This window comes from Lentihominibacter hominis, assembly GCF_014385065.1.
Taxonomy (GTDB): domain Bacteria; phylum Bacillota; class Clostridia; order Peptostreptococcales; family Anaerovoracaceae; genus Lentihominibacter; species Lentihominibacter hominis.
Genome location: NZ_JACRTA010000003.1, coordinates 25,580 through 46,194, shown reverse-complemented (window position 1 = coordinate 46,194; position 20,615 = coordinate 25,580). Strand labels below are relative to the sequence as shown.

The following is a 20,615-nucleotide window of genomic DNA, read 5'->3' as shown; positions in this document are numbered from 1 at the left end:
AAAGACCGGTAAGAATCAATTATTTGCTTACCGGTCTTTTATTATCAAGAAAATATCCTAAGCTGTCGGATCAGCTGGTTTAGGAAGTCTTTCCATAATAACATTCATCAGACTGTCTGTGCACTTTATCGGATCTGCAAATTTTCCATCCTCAACAACAACAAGTCCTGCATTTTCTGAAGGAGTAAGAACTCCTCCAAGAACTTTTCCTACCTCAGCATATTTGTATGCCGGAACTGTATCGTTCATCTCCATGGAAATATCCTCAGTATCTTCCCATTCATAATCTACTTCCAGTACATGAGCAATTTCTGCAGCCACCTCCCAGTTACTAAGAGCTACGTTTTCATCAATAGCCGCTAATACCAGCTGCATTCTTCGCTCAGTGTTGGTATAGGTACCATCCGTAGAGGCGAATCCCGTTCCCGGTATCACCACATCTGCTTTAGCTGCAAGAGACGTCACATGTGTGTCACACACTGCCAAGAACTCCAGAGCATCTATATCTATATCTGCTTCCTCACCGAATACTAAAAGTGCTTTCACCCCGTTCAGTTCTTCTGCACCTGATGTTATTCCCATATCTATAAGGCCTTGTGAATTATTCTTCGGTTTAACCTGAAGCATACCGTCTCTCGGACTTCCGATATGCCCGCTTATCACAGCTATATCAGCCAATAAAGCTGCCGCATCGGAAGTTATAAGATTCTGAGTGAATACTATCATTGCCTTTTTAGCATTCATATATACATCAGCCACAGCCTTTGCCGCCTCTCCTACCTTTACAGACTCAAGGCTTTCTGCAAACGCTTCGTATCCCTCCGCATTCTTAGCTTTTCCGCTGTCTATTATTGCTTTGGCGATTTCCTTTATAAAAGTCAGATCATTGGCAGTGTAAATCTCATCGTAAAGGTAATTCATCTTCTGCGGATATTTCTCCGGATTAACCAGTATTACCTTAGTTCCTCGTTCAGATGCCTGCTTCATCTTAAGCTGTATAACAGGATTATCTGTGGCATTAAATCCTACGGCCAGAATAACATCTGTAGAAAGCAGCTCATCTATAGTATTAGGCGAAGCATCATGACCGATAACCTGTTTGATGCCGCTCTTTCTGCTGTTCATACAGAAAATCTTTGCCCCCATAGCCTCTGCCATCTTCTTCATAGCATAGGCCTCCTCATTGGTATATCTGTCTGAAACAGCAACTCCTATGGCATCTTTTCCATATTTGGCACCAACTGACTGGCATTTCTTGGCAATCATTACAAGAGCTTCATGGTAATCCGCCTCTCTAAAACCTTCCGAAGTCTTAATAAGTGGCTCTTCAAGTTTATCTTCAAGCATTGAACAGTCAAAGCCCCATTTCCCCTTGCCACATGCAAGACCTGCATTTACAGCGCCGTCTTTTGCAGGATTTGCCTTTATAAGCATGTCTCCACAGCTTTCCAGCTTGAGACTACAGCCTACCGAACAGTATGAACATGTGGTGTCTGTTTCAAGAGTTTCTACAGGAGTTTCTTTTATCATGGTTGTTCGCTCCTGGAGAGCACCTGTAGGGCAGACACTCACGCACTGACCGCACGAAATACATCCTGATTCAACAAGAGGTTTTTCCATATTTGGCTTAACTACAGTATCAAAACCCCTGTTGACAAGACCAAGCGCTCCCACTCCCATCACCTCATCACATACTCTCACGCAGAGACCGCAGAGGATACATTTGTTAGGGTCTCTCACTATAAACGGATGATTATCTTCATATTCGACCTTGTTCTTATCTCCGGCAAATCTATCCGGATCAACATCATACTGATGAGCCAGATCTATAAGCTTGCATTCGAAGTAATCATGACATCCGCATTCAAGACACCTAGACGCTTCAGCCTCGGCCTCTTCTGCAGTATATCCATCAGGAATAACCTCGCTGAAATTATCCTTTCGTTCTTCAGCTCTGAGCTGAGGCATCTCCGGCCTGCACATTCTCTCTCTGTCTTCAAATGTTTTTTCTGTAATATCATCTCTCTCTACGAAATACGGCTTTTCATATTTTATTACTTCACCGTCCAAATAGGCGTCTATAACCTCCGATGCTTTCTTTGCGTCAGCTATTGCCTCTACAGCTATGGAAATCTTGTCATTACCGCAGTCTCCGCCTGCAAACACACCCGGAATGCTGGTCATGAAGGTTTCCTTATCGTAAGCGATCGCATTCTTTCTGGTCTTATCACAGTCAAATACAGATGCGTCAACTGCCTGACCTATAGCCAGTATCATAGTATCTATAGTTATCGTTTCGGTTTTTCCTTTAACAGGTATAGGTCTTCTTCTCCCTGATTCATCAGGCTCACCCAGTTCCATTACCTGAAGAATTACCTCTTTAACATGACCGGTCTCATCTTTTACCACCTCAAGAGGATTTGTCAGGTTCTTGAATATAACGCCTTCTTCTTCCGCTTCTTCAATTTCTACCATATCTGCAGGCATTTCATCCTTAGTTCTTCTGTAGATATTATAAACTTCTTTCGCTCCAAGCCTTACCGCTGTTCTGCAGGCATCCATAGCAGTATTTCCTCCGCCCACTATAGCAACTTTTTCTCCAAGCTGTATCTCCTCATTTCTTACAACTTTTCTCAAAAAGTCAATACCACCGATAACGCCTTCCGCATCCTCGCCTGTGCAGCCCACGCCTGTGGATATCCATGCACCTATACCAATAAGAACCGCATCAAAATCTTGTTTTACAGTTTCAAACGGTATATCCTTGCCAATCTTAGTGTCTGTGATTATCTCCACACCCATTTTCTGAATGGTAAAAATTTCATCATCGAGAACCTCTTTAGGCAGTCTGTATTCAGGTATCCCATATCTTAACATACCGCCCGCTTTAGGCATAGCTTCAAACACTGTAACGGCGTGGCCTTTCTGTCTAAGAAAATATGCTGCAGACAGTCCCATAGGGCCTCCGCCTATAACAGCCACGCTCTTGCCTGTATCCGGTTCGCATTCCGGAATAAAAGCATCCTCATTCATCAAATCCTGATCTGCTGCAAATCGTTTTAACCATTGTATAGAAATAGGTTCATCTATAAGCCCTCTTCTGCACTCTGCTTCACAAGGATGCGGACATACTCTGCCTAATGAAGCCGGAAGCGGCAGTTTATCTTTTATAAGCTCAAGAGCCTCTTCATATTCTCCGTTGGCAATAAGTCCTACATATCCCTGACAGTCAGTCTGAGCCGGACATGCCAATACACATGGCGGTCTGCAGTCTCCCACATGATTTGAAAGAAGTAATTCCAAATTTGTTTTTCTTGACTCTATTACACGCTGTGTATTAGTCTTTATAACCATACCCGGAGCTATTTCCGTAGCACAAGCTTTACAAAGTTTAGGATTGCCCTCCACCTCGCACATACATATACCGCACGCGCCGTATACCTTCGTTCTTTCATCGTAGCAGAGAGTTGGAATGAAAACGTCATTTTCTCTGGCAACTTCAAGAATGGTCTGTCCCGGAACACCCAGAACTTCTTTGCCGTTTATATTCAGTCTGAATTTATTCATTTTTTCCTCCTCCCTTACTTCTTCTCTATAGCGCCGAATTTACAGGTTTCAAGACATTTACCGCATTTTATACATTTATCCTGATCTATCATATGCTTTTTCTTCACACTGCCTGAGATAGCCTCTACAGGACATTTCTTGGAACACAACGTACAGCCTACACAGGCATCTGTGATATTATAAGTTATGAGAGCCTTACATGATCCCGCAGTACATTTTTTGTTGTAGATATGATCCTCATATTCATTTCTGAAGTATTTCAAGGTAGTAAGCACGGGATTAGGTGCCGTTTGTCCAAGACCGCACATAGAACCATCTTTTATTTTCACGGCTAATTCTTCAAGAAGCTCTATATCACCATCTTTGCCTTTGCCTTCAGTTATCCTCTCCAGAATCTCCAGCATCCTCTTGGTTCCTATTCTGCAGTAATTGCACTTACCGCATGACTCGTCTCTCGTAAAGTTAAGGAAATATCTGGCCATATCTACCATACAAGTATCTTCATCCATTACGATCATACCGCCTGAACCTACGATAGCTCCGGTTTTATTGATATCCTCATATGTTACAGGAGTATCTATAAGCTCTGCCGGTATACATCCTCCTGAAGGACCGCCCATCTGAACAGCCTTGAACTTCCTGTCATTTTTTATTCCGCCGCCTATGCCAAAAATAACTTCTTTTAAGGTAAGACCCATAGGAACTTCCACAAGTCCGCCCTTTTTTATCTTTCCTGCCAGAGCAAATACCTTGGTTCCCTTGCTTTTCTCTGTTCCCATGGCTCCGAAGGCTCTTCCTCCGTTATATATAATCCACGGAACATTTGCCAAAGTCTCCACATTATTTATATCAGTAGGTTTCTGCCAGAAGCCTTTTGCCGCAGGAAAAGGAGGTTTCAGTCTCGGCATACCTCTTTCACCTTCCAGCGAAGCGATAAGAGCAGTTTCCTCACCGCATACGAATGCTCCGGCTCCGGCTTTAATGTAAATATCAAAATCAAATCCGGATCCAAAAATATTCTTTCCAAGAAAGCCCCTTTCTCTTGCCTGTGCCATTGCTATTTCAAGTCTCTTAATGGCAAGGGGATACTCAGCTCTGCAATATATGACCCCCTGGGTCGCCCCCATAGCATATCCGCCTATGATCATCCCTTCTAAAAGAGAATGGGGATCACCTTCAAGAACCGATCTGTCCATAAATGCGCCGGGATCACCTTCATCAGCATTACAGACAAGATACTTCTGATCTCCCGAGTTCTGCTTTGCCGCATTCCATTTAAACCATGTAGGAAAGCCTGCTCCGCCTCTTCCTCTAAGACCCGAAATCTTTATTTCTTCAATAACTTCATCGGGAGTCATTGAAGAAAGCACTTTTTCTATAGCCTTATATCCATTCATGGATATATATTCTTCTATATCCTCCGGATTAATGACGCCGCAGTTTCTGAGAACTACGCGCTGCTGCTTTTGCACAAATTGCTTATCTTCATCAGAAATAGCATATTCATTAGCAGCCTTATTCCCTACCAGATGATCTTCTACTATTTTTTCAACTTTATCAGGGTGAACTTTTACATACCTTGTCATATGTCCGTCATCATCATAAATATCTACGATAGGTTCAAGATAACAAGTCCCTACACAACCTGTAATGTCCACTTTTATATCTAAATGTCTGTCTGCTATCTGTCTTTCAAATTCAGCAGCTGTCTTTTTAGCGCCTGTAGCGACACCGCAGCTTCCCTGTCCGACTACTACTTTCATACAGTCACCTCCTACGCTCTTTCTCTGATTTCAGTCAGGATCTTTTTAACGGAATCCTTTGTAAGGCTTCCGTATGTCTCATCGCCTTCGGCACTCTTTACCATCATCACCGGAGCCAGTGAACAGCAGCCAAGACAGGCTACATTGTTCAATGTAAAAATGCCATCTTTCGTAGTCTCTCCGTCCTTGATTTCCAGATACTCGCACACAGCTTCCTCTATCATCTCGGAACCGTTGACATGACACGCAGTTCCCTGACATAGCATTATCAGGTACTTTCCAATCGGCTTCAACCTGAACTGCGCATAAAAAGTAGCTACTCCGTAGATCTTCGCAGGCTTTATGCCTGTGACTTCTGATATATAATTTATGGCATCTTTCGAAAGATATCCATATATATCCTGAGTCTTTTGCAAAATAGTGATCAAGCTACCCGGCACCTTTGCATACTGCTCTAATACAGGAGACAGCTCTTTAAACTGTTCCTCTCTGTTTTGAGCGCAATTGCAATTACAACCTTTTTCACTCATGTTAGTTCCTCCTCAAAAATTTATCTGTTACACTAAGATTAGCAAGCCATTAATAGTTTAATTTTATCAAAAGTACTTAAAAAAAGCAATATAATTGCCTTTTGGCGTTTTGGTCAATATAAAAGACTGTCACTGTGACAGTCTTTTACCAACACTTTATCAATGCACTAAATCTTCGATATAAAATATTCTAAAGCAAGATGCCCTTCCAGCAAACCTGTCTTTATATTCTCGTCCACCTCATATGCCGCACAAAGAGCACACTTAAGATCATTCATAGAATACAGTCCTGTTACAGCCATAGCCTTCTTTATTCTGAACTGATGAACTCCGAGAGTCTTTTGTATCGCCGATATTTTCAACCCCTCATCTTTCATTTCTTTCACAGACAATATCAGTTCAAGCTGATTTGTTATCAGCCTGAGTAAATTGAATATAGGAGTTCCTGCATCAAGGAGATTATGAAGCAGACGAAAAGCTTCATCTTTCCTGTTTCTTCCAATAGCATTAAGCATGGCAAAAACATTATTCTCCGGATTTGCAGCTATTATATCACTCACATCCGCTGCGGTTATCTCAGACGAATTTCCACTGTGAGCTATTATTTTTTTCAGGTCATTCTCTAAATTGTATAGACTGTACTCTATCGCCTTGTTTCCATAACCGCTCTCTGACATTATAAGATTTATTACAGACGCAGCATATGTTTTGCCGGCAAGATTAAAGCGCTTTTCTATAAAACTTTTCAGTTGCCCATCCTTTAAAGGCTGAAAATCATATACTCTTCCTATTTTTTCCACTGCCGTTTTTATTTTGCTTTTCTTCGATTTTGTTTCTTGCTGCTCAGAATATGTAATGAGAAGCATACTGCCTTCCGGGATCATCTCGAAATAATCTATGAGCTCCTTTATTTCAGCTGTTCCGAATCCTTTTATTTCCTTACCTGCAACCGGAGAAAAATCAGGAAGCATAACAACTTTTCTCTCAGACATAAGACTGACCGTTTCAAGACTTTCTTTTATCTTATCTACCGTAGCATTTTCTCCCTCAAGAATCACAAGATCTATCGGCATGCACGCTTCAGAAACGTATTTCTTTATAAGCACGTCTGAATACCATCTTATGAGATATTCCTCTTTACCACACATTAGAACAAGAGAAGGTATATTACCTTCTTTAATATCACGTCCTATAGTTATAAATGCATGTTCCTTTTCTTTGTAAAAATCCGACGCCATTAACTACCTTCCCTTTATCATGGTCTTCACTTCTGCTCTTCCGTCAGGCAAAAATTCAAAAGCGATAGCACCGTCATTATCATTTCTATACACAATTATACCTTGTCCCTGATAATTTTCAACAACTCCTTTATCAGGATGTCCGAAATTATTCTTGCCCACCTGAAATACAGAATATAAAGGTTTCGCTCTTTTTATAAATTTATCACAATAACTATATTTGCTCCCGTGATGCGGCACTTTCAATACACTGCATTTAAGCTTACTTCCCCAAAGCGCTTCTATTTTTTTCTGACACGCTTCATCAATATCTCCAGTCATCAATACACCGGCTTCTCTTACTGTAATTTTAAAAACAAGACTTGAAAGATTCTCATCTTCCTTATTTTTCAAATCCGCCTCATATTCTTTCTTACTTTTCTTCTCCGGCCATAGTACTTCTACGGCATCTTCCTGAGACAAGCTTACATTCTGTCCCCCATAAAGATACGTAATTGCATCTTTTTTAAGGCCGGTTTCCCTCAGAATCTTATCTTCATCAAGACTATTGGCTTCATATAAAAACAAACGGTCTGCCATCCCTTCACGGCAAAGTTCCGCTGCACCTTTATAGTGGTCTGCATGAAGATGTGTGACAAAAATCCCATCCAGTTTTTTCACGCCGTTTTTCAGCAAATAAGGTTTTAATATTTTTTTACCGATATTGTAATTAATACTGCCGCCTCCATCTATCAAATAATTTCCTCCGTCCTTTGTCCTGAAATGTACACAGTCTCCCTGACCCACATCTACGAACACCATATCTGCATCCCTAAAACCTCGGTCACTTAATTGCCCTAATATACCTGCGGCTAAAATCACAGCAGCGATCATTACAAATATAAGCTTTTTGCGTCGCCTCATTATCACCAGTCGCCCCTCTTCTGATAAAAACAATGCTAATGACAAATAATATACCGCCAGAAATCTTATGTCAGGACTTATGACTAAAAATACAGTTTCCCCATCTACTGCTGTCATATGATTTAAAGATATTAGCATGCTACACAGACCACTCATCAGCCTTGCCGATACTTCAAAAACTATGTTCGATATATTCATGACAGCAACAGAACATAACCCGACAGGAACAATGATTCCTGTTAAAAATATTATGGGGACATTTACAAACACTGCGGACAGAGAAATGTAATTGAACACATATGCAGTATAAGGCGCCAAGCCCAGTTGTACAGCTATACTTGAAAGAAATATTCCACTGTAAACTTTTTTTACTAAAGATATCATTAAAGCCATCGTAAGAACCGCCAAAAACGACATCTGAAACCCTGTATTGAACAAACTCATAGGATTCTTCACAAGCATTGCAAGAGCTGCAGAAAAAGCTGCAGAATTCATATCGTATCTTTTGTTCATCATCTTTGACAATAAATGTATTCCTACCATCAACACAGCCCTCACGACCGAAGGCGCAAATGCAGACATGGCAGAATAACACAGAAAAAACATAATCACGATGACAAAATAAAACCTGCCTTTTCTCCAACGCCATATCAATGATATGAATCCATACATTATCCCTATATGCAATCCACTTACCGCTAATACATGCGCTGTACCGTTTTTTTGAAATTCTTCTAAGATTTCCTGATCCATTCCCTCTTTTTCTCCCAGCAAAACAGCCCCCATCATAGCAGCTGTTTCCTTTCCCGCTGCTGATTCAAGTCTTTTAAGAAAAAGAGTTTTTATCATATGCATTCTCCCTGATAAAGTTCTCGCGCCTTTATATTCTGTCACTCGTACAGATTCAGCTTTAAATATATATGTTACACCTACCGATCTCAGATAAAGAGCATAATCAAAACAACCTGGATTCCTTCTTCCTGAAGGAATCTCCATTACTCCCGACGCTGAAATTACATCTCCCGGTATTGCCAAAACGTCCCGATCTTCATCTCTCTCAGATCCATAATAATCAATTAGTACTGTCTGTTCTTTTTCAGCAGACCTTCCATTAATCTCAGATACTCTGATTTTCACAGAGTTCTTTACAGAACCGTCATCTCTGATATTCCTATGGATCTGCAATACGCAGCCCGATATTTCGGATTGTTTTCCTATCTGACTTTCCATCATATCATCAGACATATTATGAAAACAGAAAGCCGCTGCTCCCGACAAATATGAAACAGATAAAAGTACAACAGAAGATCCTACTTTAACACCACACTTTTTCACGGATAAAATACTTGCGACAATTATCAAAGCTGCAATTCCCGAAAAAACTGTTCCCAAATAATATGATGTCGCAATAGACACCGCAAACGAAAAAGTTATATAAAAAAGAGGTCTTCTTACCATGTCAAAGTTCCTTTATCATTCAAAATAATAACTTTTTATTACTTTTTTACCATTTTATACCATATAATTATTTTTGTCAAGGAACTGTGAAACTTCCTTATTTTCTTTTACTTTTACTTTTTTTAATGTTATAATTATGAGGATTAATTCAAAAATACTAGGAGGAAAAAATCTTGTCTGATAAATACAATAACAACAATAAGCATGACGATATAAATGAGTTTTTCTCTCAATTCGATCAGGCTACAATCGATCAGAATCGACGCAGTCATAATGATGAAAATTATACGGATTCCAGAAGAAGCAGACGAAGTCAGTCCACACGCAGCGGCGGAAGAAGTTCACGCTCGGCAAACGTCAAACAAGACAGCACCGCATCCCGAAGCCAGAAAAAAAGTTCTTCAAGATCAGCTTCAGGGAAAAGCGACAATGGTAATACAAAGAAATTTTCCGAAAAAAAATCATCTATAGTATTAAAATCAATAGGTCTTGTATTTCTCGGAATAATAATGGCCGCCGGTATATATGTAGGTTTCGTTTTTACTACAGCTCCGAAAATAGATACGGATGATATATATTCCATGCTGGCACAGCGATCAGTAATGTACGATTCCGACGGCAATGAAATCGAGAATCTTTACTTTTCTGACGGTAACAGGACAGTCGTAGATTATGACGAAATACCGGAAGATATGGTAAACGCAGTAGTCTCCATAGAAGATAAAAAATTCTGGTCCCATAATGGCTTCAACTTTGTAAGAATGCTCGGAGCCGTTAAAGACAGTATTTTCGGAGGCGGACAAATAAGCGGTACCAGCACTGTTACACAGCAGCTCGCAAGAAACGTGTATCTTTCGGAAATAAAAAGCCAGCGAAGCTTGAGCAGAAAAATTTCCGAAGCATACTGTACTATAGTACTCGAAAAAAATCTGACAAAAGAAGAAATAATGGAAGCATACCTTAATACTATTTATCTGGGGTTCAACTCATACGGTGTTCAAGCTGCATCTCAGGCATATTTCTCTAAAAATGTTCAGGATCTTAATACACTGGAATGCGCTGCTTTGGCAGCTCTGCCTCAGTCACCGGATACTTACGCTCTTGTAAAAGCCGATTATGACAATACCAATACTTCCTTACCTACGGTTTCCAGTACAGATTCGGTAACATATCTGTACAATGGAGAAATTTCAAAAGACAGAAGAGATATGGTCTTGAAGAACATGGCGGACTCAGGCTTTATAACAGATGAAGAAATGACCGGTTATCTCGGTGAGGATCTTAAATCTTACATAAAGGTCGGAGTATCTTCAAGCGGAAGCATGTCTTCATATTTCACAGATTATGCTGTAGAACAGCTTACCGACGATATAGTTTCCGAATACGGTATTGATCGATCAGACGCTCAGAATATGATCTATACCGGCGGTCTTAAAATCTATACGACAATGGATTCAAACATACAGTCTATCGTTGAAGATGAATTCAAAGATGACAGCAATTATGCCGGTATCGCATATGCAAAAACTAACAGTTCCGGAGATCTTCTCGGAGACGACGGTGAAATATTGCTTTATGATTATTCTCATTACTTCAATGATAAAGATGAATTTACACTGAAAAACGATGAATATACTGCGGAAAGTGACGGCAGTATTAAAATCCTCGCCGGAAAGCGCCTTAATATATATGAAACGCAAGTAAACGGTGAAGATGATGTCAGCATAGAATTCAAAGGAATGTACGTCAAGAAAGACGGGACCTTCTACTTTATAGAAAACGGAGCTCTTTCCATACCCCAAGGGTATAAAAAAGTAGACGGAGACGGCAATGTTATCATTTCAGCACAATTTTTCAAAGATTACCCTGACTTTTTCGTAAAGAGCGGAGATAATTATATCGTGACAAGTGAAAACTACAGCCTGAAACAACAAACAAGGCAACCACAGGCAGCTACAGTAATAATGGAAAATTCCACCGGTGAAATAAAGGCTATGATGGGAGGAAGAGGAACTACAGGAAAACAGCTGTTCAACAGAGCTACTAATCCAAGACAGCCCGGATCTTCCATTAAGCCTATTGCAGTATACGGCCCTGCTCTCCAGATGAGCTACGAATATGAAAAAGACGGCAAAACTATGAGTCTGGATAACAGCGACGGCAGCAACTGGGGAAAATATATAACTGCCGGCAGCATCATAAATGACGCAGCAATGAAATACAATGGCAGAACATGGCCTAAAAACTCATACTCCGGATACAGAGGACAGATGACCTTAAGAACCGCAGTCCAGCAGTCGGTAAATGTATGTGCAGTGAAAACATATCAGCAGATAGGTCCTGATTATTCAGCTTCAATGCTTAATAAAGTAGGCATATCCACACTTGATGACGAAGGTGACGTAAATGACCTTAATCCTGCCGCACTGGCTCTGGGAGGAATGACAAATGGTATTTCCCCGCTTGAACTTACTGCTGCATATGCCACATTCCCTAACGGAGGAGAATACAAATCACCTATCGCCTATACGAAAGTTCTCAACTCACAAGATGAAGTCTTGTTCGAAAAATCTGCAGAAGGTGAACAGGTATATGATGAAGGTGTAGCATGGATCATGACGGATATCCTCCGTACCGTAGTAACAAAAGGTATCGGTAGCGGAGCTGCCATAGGTTCGCAGCCTGTAGGGGGTAAAACAGGTACTACGGATAATAACTACGATGCATGGTTTGCAGGATTCACGCCTCAATATACCGCAGCTCTGTGGATGGGTAATGACGTCAATATTGAACTAACCTCAGGAAGTGCCAAGTCCGCAAGATTCTGGTCTCAGATAATGAGCCGAGTATGCGAAAACATCCCCCGCGGGTCATTTAAAGAAAAACCTGACAATGTTATAAGCTCCGGAGGAGAATATTACACAGAAGGAACATATTCAAGAGTAAGCCTTACGCCATCTACTACTGCTCCTGAATCAACAACCCAGCCATCGACTACAAGACCTTCAAGTGAGACTACTGAAACGACAAGGCCATCTGATACAAAACCATCTACTACAGAAAAGGAAACGGACCCTATTTCCCCTACAGAAACACCTTAATAAATAGTATAAAAAAGACGATCTGATTTGAAGATCGTCTTTTTTGTCTATCTTACTGATCTAGGATTGAAAATAATAGCTATAAGATATCCCCATCCTATAGCTATGGTGATTCCTCCCGCAGCTGCTTTAACCCCTCCTGTTATGGCTGAAAGCAATCCCTGCTGAGCACCTTCCATAGCCCCTTTTGCCAGATTATATCCAAAACCGGGAAGAGGTACCCTCGCCCCTGTCGCTGCAATTTCCACCAACGGTTCATACAGATTGAATGCCTGAAGCAGCGCTCCGGCAATTACAAGTATGACTAAAACTCTGGGTGCAGTCAGCTTTGTCGCATCCATCAATATCTGACCTATGACACAAATCGCCCCACCTATTAAAAAAGCATATAAATATTCCATAAACTCCTCCGCATTTTCATTCTGTTTCCAGAGAGATAGCATGAGCTATCCCCGGTATTGATTCACCCTGAAACGGACTTATTGTAGACAGCAGCGCTCCCGTAGACATTATAAGAACTCTGCTCAACTCGCCTCTGACCATCTTTTTATACACATATCCTGCAAATATGGAGGCTGAACATCCGCACCCACTTCCTCCACTATGCACATCTTGTTTTCTCTCATATATCATTGTTCCGCAGTCATCATAGACTCTGTCAAGAATCTTAGGATCTACTCCTGCATCAGCTAAAAGATCAGTAACTATACTCTTTCCTATGAACCCTAAATCTCCTGTGAATACTGCATCATAATAATCAATAGGACGTTTCATATCCTGTAAATGATTTAATATAGTGTCTACCGCCGCCGGAGCCATCGCGCTCCCCATCTGATTTGCATCTTTAATTCCGGCATCGATTACCTTTCCTATAGTTCCGCACTCAACTCTCACTTTTCTGAGTTTTTTTATATTACCTTTATGATCTGACTCGAGCTTATCATCGCGATTCTCATAAGACAACATCATTGCTCCTGAGGCTGTGGCAGTCCACTGAGCTGATGGCGGTCTCTGATTACCATGCTCTAAAGGCATTCTAAACTGCCTTTCCGCAGTACAATAATGGCTCGATGCCCCTATTATGACATTATTACTGTATCTTCCATCAGCCAGCACGGAACCCAGCATGAGAGATTCTGTCATCGTAGAACAGGCGCCATACATACCAAGAAAAGGAATATGCATATCACGTGCCATAAACGATGAAGACATAAGCTGATTCAACAAATCACCGCTGAGTATAGCTCCTACATCCTCTTTGCTTTTTCCGGCACGTTTCATCACTTCAGTCATAGCGGTTTTAAGCATTTTGCTCTCCGCCTTTTCCCATGTTTTTTCCCCGTACATATCATCATCTAAACATCGATCAAACCATTTCCTCATCGGACCTTCGCCCTCTTTTTTCCCTCCCATGGAATAAGAACTTGTGATGTAAGGTTTATTTTTAAAAATCAACGTTTGCTTTCTTTCAGCCATTATTTCCTCCTATTATAACAAACCTATGATCCAGTATATAAAACCTATGATCATCGATAAAGTAATTCCTGATACAAGAACAGGACCTGCAAGCGAAAACAGTTTAGCTCCCACTCCCAGAACAATGCCTTCTTTTTTATACTCAATGGCAGGGGCAACCATAGAATTAGCAAATCCGGTTATAGGAACAATGACACCTGCACCTGCAAATTTACCAATAGTATCAAAACACCCTAATCCTGTCAACAACTGAGCAGTCATTACAAGCAATATGACTACATATGCTGATGCTGACTTTTCCGATAAACCAATAGAATTTATAAACCAATTCTCAAGCCATAAAGACCCCGTGCAGAGCAGTCCTCCTATAACGAAAGCTTTAAAAGAATTAAAAAAATATTTAGGTTTAGGTGTAAATTGATCCGCATATTTCTCATAAGCTTGAGCCACCTGTTTCTTATCCAGACCATTTATACTGCTTTTATCATTCATTTTGCCCATAATCATTTCCTCTTTCTACTTCATCATCTTTGGTTTATTATTCCCGATTGTAAAATAATTATAGGTATAAAAAATCTACTGTGTTAAATAAAATAAGCTATGATATAATAATAAAATAATATAAATTACGGAGTATTTTATTATGCAAAAAATTATACTGGCATCTGCATCGCCAAGACGGATAGAAATTATGAAAAAACATGGCTTTAAGCCTGAAATAGTCCCTGCGCATATAGATGAGGTGCTGCCTTTTTCCATGTCTTCAGAGGCTTCTGTAATGTATCTGGCCTTAAAAAAAGCCCTAAATGTATCATTACGTGTCTCCTATTCCAATAGTATTCTCATCGCTGCCGATACCGTTGTCATTTTCGAAAATAAAATCATTGGAAAACCGAAAACACAGGAAGAAGCCTTTACAATTTTGAAAGATATGAGAGGAAAACGTCACCACGTTATTACCGGAGTATGCATATTAGAAACATACAATAACCTTTTTATATCCAAAACATGCTTATATGAAAAAACTGCTGTCTATTTTAAACAATACAGTGACGCCGAACTAATTTCCTATACAAAAACCCCCGAACCTTATGATAAAGCCGGAGGATATGCTATACAAGGGACATTCGGCAAATATGTAGATCACATCGAAGGCGATTATAACAATGTCGTTGGTTTACCTTGGCATTCCATAAAACCTTTTCTGACATAATATATTACATAAAAAAAGACCTCGTATACGAGGTCTTTTCCTTTTCTATTCTTATTTAGTTGTTGCATCATAAAGTGCTTCTGCGTTATCCCACTCTGCAATAATCTCAGGAATTACTTTATAGAGGTCTCCTACAATACCATAATCAGCAACTTCAAATATAGGAGCATCCGGATCTTTGTTGATAGCAACAATTATATCCGATGTCTGCATTCCGGCTAAATGCTGAATAGCTCCGGAAATACCGCAAGCAAAATAGATTTTAGGTTTTACAGTAGTTCCTGTCTGACCAACCTGGTGTGAATGGTCAATCCAGCCTGCATCAACAGCAGCCCTTGACGAACCTACGACCCCACCAACCTTGTCAGCGAATTCTTTAATCAATTCAAACCCGGAAGGATCTCCAAGTCCTCTTCCGCCTGAACAAATAATATCAGCATCTGTTAATGATACCAATTCTTTTGCAGATTTAACGATATCAACAATCTTAGTTCTTATATCGCCCTCTGAAATGGCAGGCTTAACATTGATGATCTCGCCTGTAGCGCCTTCCATTCTCTCCATTTTCTGCATTACTCCCGGTCTTACCGTAGACATCTGAGGTCTTGTTCTCGGGCAAATGATAGTAGCCATCAGGTTACCGCCAAAAGCAGGTCTTGTCATCTTCAGACCTGTATCAGGATCATCCGGATCCAATGAAGAAGTATTAAGAGTAGTATTTTCATTAGCAAACTTAATATAGTTAGCAACTTTAACATCCAGATGTGTACAGTCAGCTGTAAGACCGGTATCCATTCTGGCAGCAACTCTTGGTGCTAAATCTCTTCCTATATGTGTAGCCCCATACATTACAATCTCAGGTTTATACTCATTTATAGCATCTGAGATAACTTTTGTATATCCGTCTGTAGTAAAGTTCTTAAGTAATGGATCTTCTATAAGATATACCTGATCCGCACCATATTCAAAACATTCTTGTGCTAAATGTCCGATGCCGTCTCCAACAATTAAAGCACAAACTTTCGTGTCAGCACTAATATCTCTTGATAATTTATGACCTTCGCCGATAAGTTCTAATGCCACATTCATCAACTTGCCATCACGCTGTTCTGCATATACCCAGATATTTTTATAATCCGCAAAATTTGTTGACATGTTCCTTCTCCCTCCTTAAATTACGTGCTTCTGCTTCAGATGGATAAGCAGATTCTTTGCAAGATCTTTTTCAGAATCGCCGTCCAGCATGATCCCCTTGCCCTTTGGTTTTGGTGTAAATGAACGGAATACATTTGTAGGAGATGCTTTAAGTCCTACTGTTGACAGATCAACCTGAATATCAGCCGCATTCCATACTTTAATATCCTTATTCTGATTATAAATACCGGCTATTGACATATATCTAGGTGTATTCAGCTCTTTGATAGCAGTCAGCATACAAGGGAGCGCTATTTCTATAACTTCATATCCGTCTTCCAGCTGTCTTTCTACTGTTACTTTCTTTCTGTCATCACTGATTTCAAATTTCTGAACATATGTAACCTGAGGAAGATCCATCTTCTCAGCAATCTGAGGTCCTACCTGAGCAGTATCTCCGTCTATGGCCTGACGACCTGCGAAAATCATATCGAAATCCCCATATTTCTTTATCGCTGCAGTTATTGCATTGGAAGTTGCCCATGTATCAGATCCACCAACAGCTCTATCACTTATGAGTATCCCTTCATCAGCGCCCATAGCGATACATTCAAAGAGCATTTCTTCAGCCTGAGGAGGTCCCATAGTAATAACAGTAACGTGAACATCATCAAATTTATCTTTTATCTTTAATGCTTCTTCCAGAGCATTGGCATCATCCGGGTTGAGGATACTCGGCACACCATCTCTGATCAATGTTCCTGTTTCAGGATTGATTTTTATCTCATTCGTGTCAGGAACTTGTTTTGCGCATACTAAAACTTTAAAAGCCATGTTTCTTTCCTCCTATTACTATTTACCAAGAACAGATGCAGAAATAACCATCTTCTGAACTTCTGATGTACCTTCATAGATTTCAGTGATCTTAGCATCTCTCATCATTCTCTCTACCGGATAATCCTTCGTATAGCCATATCCGCCGTGAAGCTGCACACACTTAGTAGTTACGTGCATAGCGGTCTCTGCGGCAAATAATTTAGCCATAGCAGCATTAGGTCCGTAAGCCAGTCCTTTGTCTTTCATATCTGCAGCCTTATATACAAGAAGTCTCGCAGCTTCAATCTCTGTAGCTAACTCTGCAACAGTAAACTGCAGAGCCTGCATCTGTGATAATTTCTTACCAAACTGTTTTCTCGCCTTCATATATTCAACAGTTACATCAAGCGCACCCTGAGCAATACCCAGAGCCTGTGAAGCGATACCTATACGTCCGCCATCCAGCGTAGACATTGCAACCTTGAATCCCTTGCCTAATTGTCCAAGAAGTCTGTCCTTAGGAATCTTACAGTTCTGGAAAATAAGCTCGGTAGTAGAAGATGCACAGATACCCATTTTATCTTCTGTCTTACCTATTGAGAAACCTTCATCACCTTTTTCTACTATAAAAGCACTGATTCCATGATTTCCCTTTGATTTATCCGTCATAGCCATTACCACGAACACATCTGCATATCCGCCGTTAGTAATGAAGACCTTAGCTCCGTTAAGCAACCAATAATCGCCTTTATCTTCAGCCCTTGTCTGCTGGCCTGAAGCATCTGTACCTGCATTAGGCTCTGTTAAGCCGAATGCGCCCAGTTTCTTTCCTGAAAGAAGATCAGGAAGATACTTTTCCTTCTGCTCTGCTTTGCCGTATTTGAAAATAGGCCAGCAGCAAAGGGAAGTGTGTGCTGAACAGATAACGCCTGTCGATGCACAAACCCTTGACAGTTCTTCAACAGTGATCGCATACGAAATGTGATCTCCTCCTGCTCCGCCGTACTCAGTTGGGAATGGTACGCCCAAAAGACCATATTTTGCCATTTTTTCTACAGTTTCAACAGGAAATCTATGCTCCTTGTCGATATCCGCAGCTAAAGGTTCAACCTCGTTTACGGCAAACTCTCTTACCATTTTTCTTACGAATTCTTGCTCCTTCGTCAGTTGAAAGTTCATGTACATGCCTCCTTAATTACTAATAACGTTTTTAATCATATCCTTACCGTATTTTCTCATCGGCAAGTCGTTATGTTTGTAACAATCTACATAACCATTAAACCATTTTTTATATTTCATTTCAAGTTGTTTTTAATCAAATTCAGTATATTTGCAACAATTATGTATTTTACTTTTATTTGTACTTATTTTACAACAAGTTTATTATTTTAACTGTCACAATTTACCGCTTATCTTTCTTTCAGTTTTCCTGTTCTATATGCTTTAACTAACTCTTTCAGTTCCCTGACTTCCTGCTGCAGCTCTTCTCCCAAGTCAGTGTCCTTTATAAGCATTCTCTTCTGTAAAGTCCTCACTGTCCGTATCGCCGGCGTATGAAATTCCTGAGTGCCGTCCTTTTTCAGCGGACTGTAAGGTTTATGCTCAGCAAGCGCCATATACCTCGAGTTGAATATAAATGTATAACCTGCTATTCCGGTTTGTTTTTGATAAGCTTTTGACATTCCTCCATCTATTACTATGAGTTTGCCGCCCCCCTTTACAGGGCTCTCACCATCTTTTATCTTTACAGGTACATGTCCGTTCAATATTATAGAAGTCTTTGGATCCAGACCAAATTCAGTCAGTATCTTTTCACAAATATCCTTCCTGTTTATCAGTTTATAATAAGATACCGTATACTCCTTATGAGTCCTTTTATCAGCCACAAAACAACGTTCAAAAGTTGTCATCTGATCTTTTCCAAAGAGAGGAGATTTGCTTCCCAGCCACAAATACCACATTAAGTCTCCTGAACGTCCCGTTTCCTCCGACTCATCAGGATTAAAATAAGCATTCCTCAGCTGGGTATCCAGATAATCCATATACGCCTTTCCCGACGCAGTTATACCATTGACTGTACAGTTTTCAAAGTTACCATCCTCATCCATAGGTATGCAGCCATGATACATAAGATTGCCATTGACTATAGTATATAAAGCTCCGTGACTGTACATAAACTTTATATGTGCCTGCAGCTTCTCACTTTGAAGAAAAGAAGCCTCAAGAGCATTAAGAACATTTCGCTCATCTTCCGTAAGTTCATATGGATTATTAGGATTCACAGTAGGAAAATTAGCGTCTCTCAGCGGAAATTCGCCATCTCTGAGCATCACCGTACCTTTATCAAAATTTATCTTATCAAGAAGCAGCCTGTTTTCAAGACCATATTCAGGATGAGCTTTTATCCTCTGCCCTTCCACCTTAAACTGACATATAGAAATAGCTTTGTTCATTTTAGCAGCAAGCATATCATCTATAGGATCAAATTTATTTTCCTCAAGACGCTTAGGCATAAAAAACTCACACGGATCATCTCCATATATTTTTTCCGCCATGATAGCTAAAGGTCTGAGATTTATCCCATAACCGATCTCAAGCATATCAAAATTATTATAGCTTATATTCATTCTCAGGACATTGGTTATGCAGGCCCAATTTCCCGTCGCTGCGCCCATCCATACGATATCATGGTTGCCCCACTGAAAATCCACGTCATGATGTCCCATAAGATAATCCATGATAGCATCCGGATGTGACCCTCTATCCCATATATCACCAATTATGTGAAGTTTATCCACTGCCAAAGAGCTTATGACATCTGTAAAGGATATAATGAAATCCTCGGCTATTCCGCATTCTACGATAGTAGCTATTATCTGTCCGTAATAATTCCCTTTATTGGCTTCATCAGATGTATGAAGAAGCTCATCCAAAACATAGGCATATTCTTTAGGCAAACGTTTCCTTACCTTTGACCGAGTATATTTATTAGTAACCGATTTAAAAATAAGCACCAGTCTGAAAATCGACATTTTACACCACTTGCCGAAATCTTCCTCACTTTTTTTTCTTCTCTTTATTTCAGCTTCTGCATTATATATAAGAGCAGCCAAAGCATCTCTTTCATCTCTTGTAAGTTCCGGTCCGAAAATTTCTTCTACCTTCGATCTTATGACCCCCGAAGCACTCTTCAGCATATGTATAAAAGCTTCATGTTCTCCATGCAAATCACTCAGAAAATATTCAGTTCCTTTGGGCAAAGATAAAATCGCATTTAAATTTACAATTTCTTCTGTTGCCGCTTTGACATTAGGGTACTTCTTAGACAAATGCCTAAGCAGCTGCTGGTCAATCATGATGAATCCTCCTTATTTAATTCAATAAAGATATTATACATCATATCAGAAGCTTTTGAA

The 20,615-nt window shown here is 40.2% G+C and carries 14 protein-coding genes; 2 read left to right on the top strand and 12 right to left on the bottom strand.

From position 1 onward, the window contains the following. Window positions 1–57 precede the first annotated feature (57 nt). The 5 genes from H8692_RS08270 to H8692_RS08250 form a co-directional block, all read right to left on the bottom strand. Window positions 58–3,567, bottom strand: coding sequence for an FAD-dependent oxidoreductase (locus tag H8692_RS08270; protein WP_187525444.1), 3,510 nt, complete (start codon window positions 3,565–3,567; stop codon window positions 58–60). 14 nt (window positions 3,568–3,581) lie between these two features. After that, a complete protein-coding gene (locus H8692_RS08265; RefSeq protein WP_177268519.1) occupies window positions 3,582–5,330 on the bottom strand; it encodes an NADH-quinone oxidoreductase subunit NuoF in 1,749 nt (582 codons plus the stop codon). 11 nt (window positions 5,331–5,341) lie between these two features. After that, entirely contained in the window at window positions 5,342–5,860 is a 519-nt protein-coding gene (gene nuoE, locus H8692_RS08260; protein WP_177268521.1) for an NADH-quinone oxidoreductase subunit NuoE, read from the bottom strand. A 167-nt stretch (window positions 5,861–6,027) separates the two neighbouring features. Beyond that, window positions 6,028–7,098 (bottom strand): DNA polymerase III subunit delta, encoded by a 1,071-nt coding sequence (gene holA / locus H8692_RS08255; protein WP_187525443.1) that lies wholly within the window; start codon window positions 7,096–7,098, stop codon window positions 6,028–6,030. Window positions 7,099–7,101: 3 nt separating this feature from the next. Then, window positions 7,102–9,459 (bottom strand): DNA internalization-related competence protein ComEC/Rec2, encoded by a 2,358-nt coding sequence (locus H8692_RS08250; protein WP_187525442.1) that lies wholly within the window; start codon window positions 9,457–9,459, stop codon window positions 7,102–7,104. A gap of 173 nt (window positions 9,460–9,632) precedes the next feature. Here H8692_RS08250 and H8692_RS08245 point away from each other — a divergent pair, with 173 nt between their 5' ends. After that, window positions 9,633–12,560 (top strand): transglycosylase domain-containing protein, encoded by a 2,928-nt coding sequence (locus tag H8692_RS08245; RefSeq protein WP_187525441.1) that lies wholly within the window; start codon window positions 9,633–9,635, stop codon window positions 12,558–12,560. Between the two features lie 47 nt (window positions 12,561–12,607). On the opposite strand, the gene spoVAE is transcribed toward H8692_RS08245, so the two are convergent. From spoVAE to spoVAC, 3 genes are read right to left on the bottom strand one after another with little or no spacing between them, the layout of a single operon-like run. Continuing rightward, entirely contained in the window at window positions 12,608–12,961 is a 354-nt protein-coding gene (spoVAE, locus tag H8692_RS08240; protein WP_177268529.1) for a stage V sporulation protein AE, read from the bottom strand. 16 nt (window positions 12,962–12,977) lie between these two features. Next, window positions 12,978–14,036, bottom strand: a complete 1,059-nt coding sequence (gene spoVAD / locus H8692_RS08235) for a stage V sporulation protein AD (protein WP_177268531.1) — start codon at window positions 14,034–14,036, stop codon at window positions 12,978–12,980. A 12-nt stretch (window positions 14,037–14,048) separates the two neighbouring features. After that, complete coding sequence (gene spoVAC, locus H8692_RS08230; protein WP_243206955.1) at window positions 14,049–14,537, bottom strand: stage V sporulation protein AC; 489 nt, start codon at window positions 14,535–14,537, stop codon at window positions 14,049–14,051. Window positions 14,538–14,679: 142 nt separating this feature from the next. Between spoVAC and H8692_RS08225 the strand changes: the two genes are divergently transcribed. After that, entirely contained in the window at window positions 14,680–15,249 is a 570-nt protein-coding gene (locus H8692_RS08225; RefSeq protein WP_177268533.1) for a Maf family protein, read from the top strand. Between the two features lie 51 nt (window positions 15,250–15,300). On the opposite strand, the gene H8692_RS08220 is transcribed toward H8692_RS08225, so the two are convergent. The 4 genes from H8692_RS08220 to H8692_RS08205 all read right to left on the bottom strand — a co-directional run bounded on the left by H8692_RS08220 (window position 15,301) and on the right by H8692_RS08205 (window position 20,555). Next, window positions 15,301–16,404, bottom strand: a complete 1,104-nt coding sequence (locus H8692_RS08220; protein WP_177268535.1) for an electron transfer flavoprotein subunit alpha/FixB family protein — start codon at window positions 16,402–16,404, stop codon at window positions 15,301–15,303. Window positions 16,405–16,419: 15 nt separating this feature from the next. Beyond that, window positions 16,420–17,217: an electron transfer flavoprotein subunit beta gene (etfB, locus tag H8692_RS08215; RefSeq protein ID WP_187525440.1), complete on the bottom strand. Its 798-nt coding sequence runs from the start codon at window positions 17,215–17,217 to the stop codon at window positions 16,420–16,422. 18 nt (window positions 17,218–17,235) lie between these two features. Beyond that, the gene (locus tag H8692_RS08210) at window positions 17,236–18,378 is read right to left on the bottom strand and encodes an acyl-CoA dehydrogenase (RefSeq protein ID WP_177268539.1); all 1,143 of its coding nucleotides are present in this window, start codon (window positions 18,376–18,378) and stop codon (window positions 17,236–17,238) included. Between the two features lie 230 nt (window positions 18,379–18,608). After that, window positions 18,609–20,555: a fructose-1,6-bisphosphatase gene (locus H8692_RS08205; protein WP_177268541.1), complete on the bottom strand. Its 1,947-nt coding sequence runs from the start codon at window positions 20,553–20,555 to the stop codon at window positions 18,609–18,611. Window positions 20,556–20,615: the final 60 nt, after the last annotated feature.

Bases quoted from the DNA above. Each gene is read 5' to 3' on its own strand.
- H8692_RS08270 (WP_187525444.1), bottom strand. From the start codon at position 3,567: ATGAATAAATTCAGACTGAATATAAACGGCAAAGAAGTTCTGGGTGTT.
- H8692_RS08265 (WP_177268519.1), bottom strand. From the start codon at position 5,330: ATGAAAGTAGTAGTCGGACAGGGAAGCTGCGGTGTCGCTACAGGCGCT.
- nuoE (WP_177268521.1), bottom strand. From the start codon at position 5,860: ATGAGTGAAAAAGGTTGTAATTGCAATTGCGCTCAAAACAGAGAGGAA.
- holA (WP_187525443.1), bottom strand. From the start codon at position 7,098: ATGGCGTCGGATTTTTACAAAGAAAAGGAACATGCATTTATAACTATA.
- H8692_RS08250 (WP_187525442.1), bottom strand. From the start codon at position 9,459: ATGGTAAGAAGACCTCTTTTTTATATAACTTTTTCGTTTGCGGTGTCT.
- spoVAE (WP_177268529.1), bottom strand. From the start codon at position 12,961: ATGGAATATTTATATGCTTTTTTAATAGGTGGGGCGATTTGTGTCATA.
- spoVAD (WP_177268531.1), bottom strand. From the start codon at position 14,036: ATGGCTGAAAGAAAGCAAACGTTGATTTTTAAAAATAAACCTTACATC.
- spoVAC (WP_243206955.1), bottom strand. From the start codon at position 14,537: ATGGGCAAAATGAATGATAAAAGCAGTATAAATGGTCTGGATAAGAAA.
- H8692_RS08225 (WP_177268533.1), top strand. From the start codon at position 14,680: ATGCAAAAAATTATACTGGCATCTGCATCGCCAAGACGGATAGAAATT.
- H8692_RS08220 (WP_177268535.1), bottom strand. From the start codon at position 16,404: ATGTCAACAAATTTTGCGGATTATAAAAATATCTGGGTATATGCAGAA.
- etfB (WP_187525440.1), bottom strand. From the start codon at position 17,217: ATGGCTTTTAAAGTTTTAGTATGCGCAAAACAAGTTCCTGACACGAAT.
- H8692_RS08210 (WP_177268539.1), bottom strand. From the start codon at position 18,378: ATGAACTTTCAACTGACGAAGGAGCAAGAATTCGTAAGAAAAATGGTA.
- H8692_RS08205 (WP_177268541.1), bottom strand. From the start codon at position 20,555: ATGATTGACCAGCAGCTGCTTAGGCATTTGTCTAAGAAGTACCCTAAT.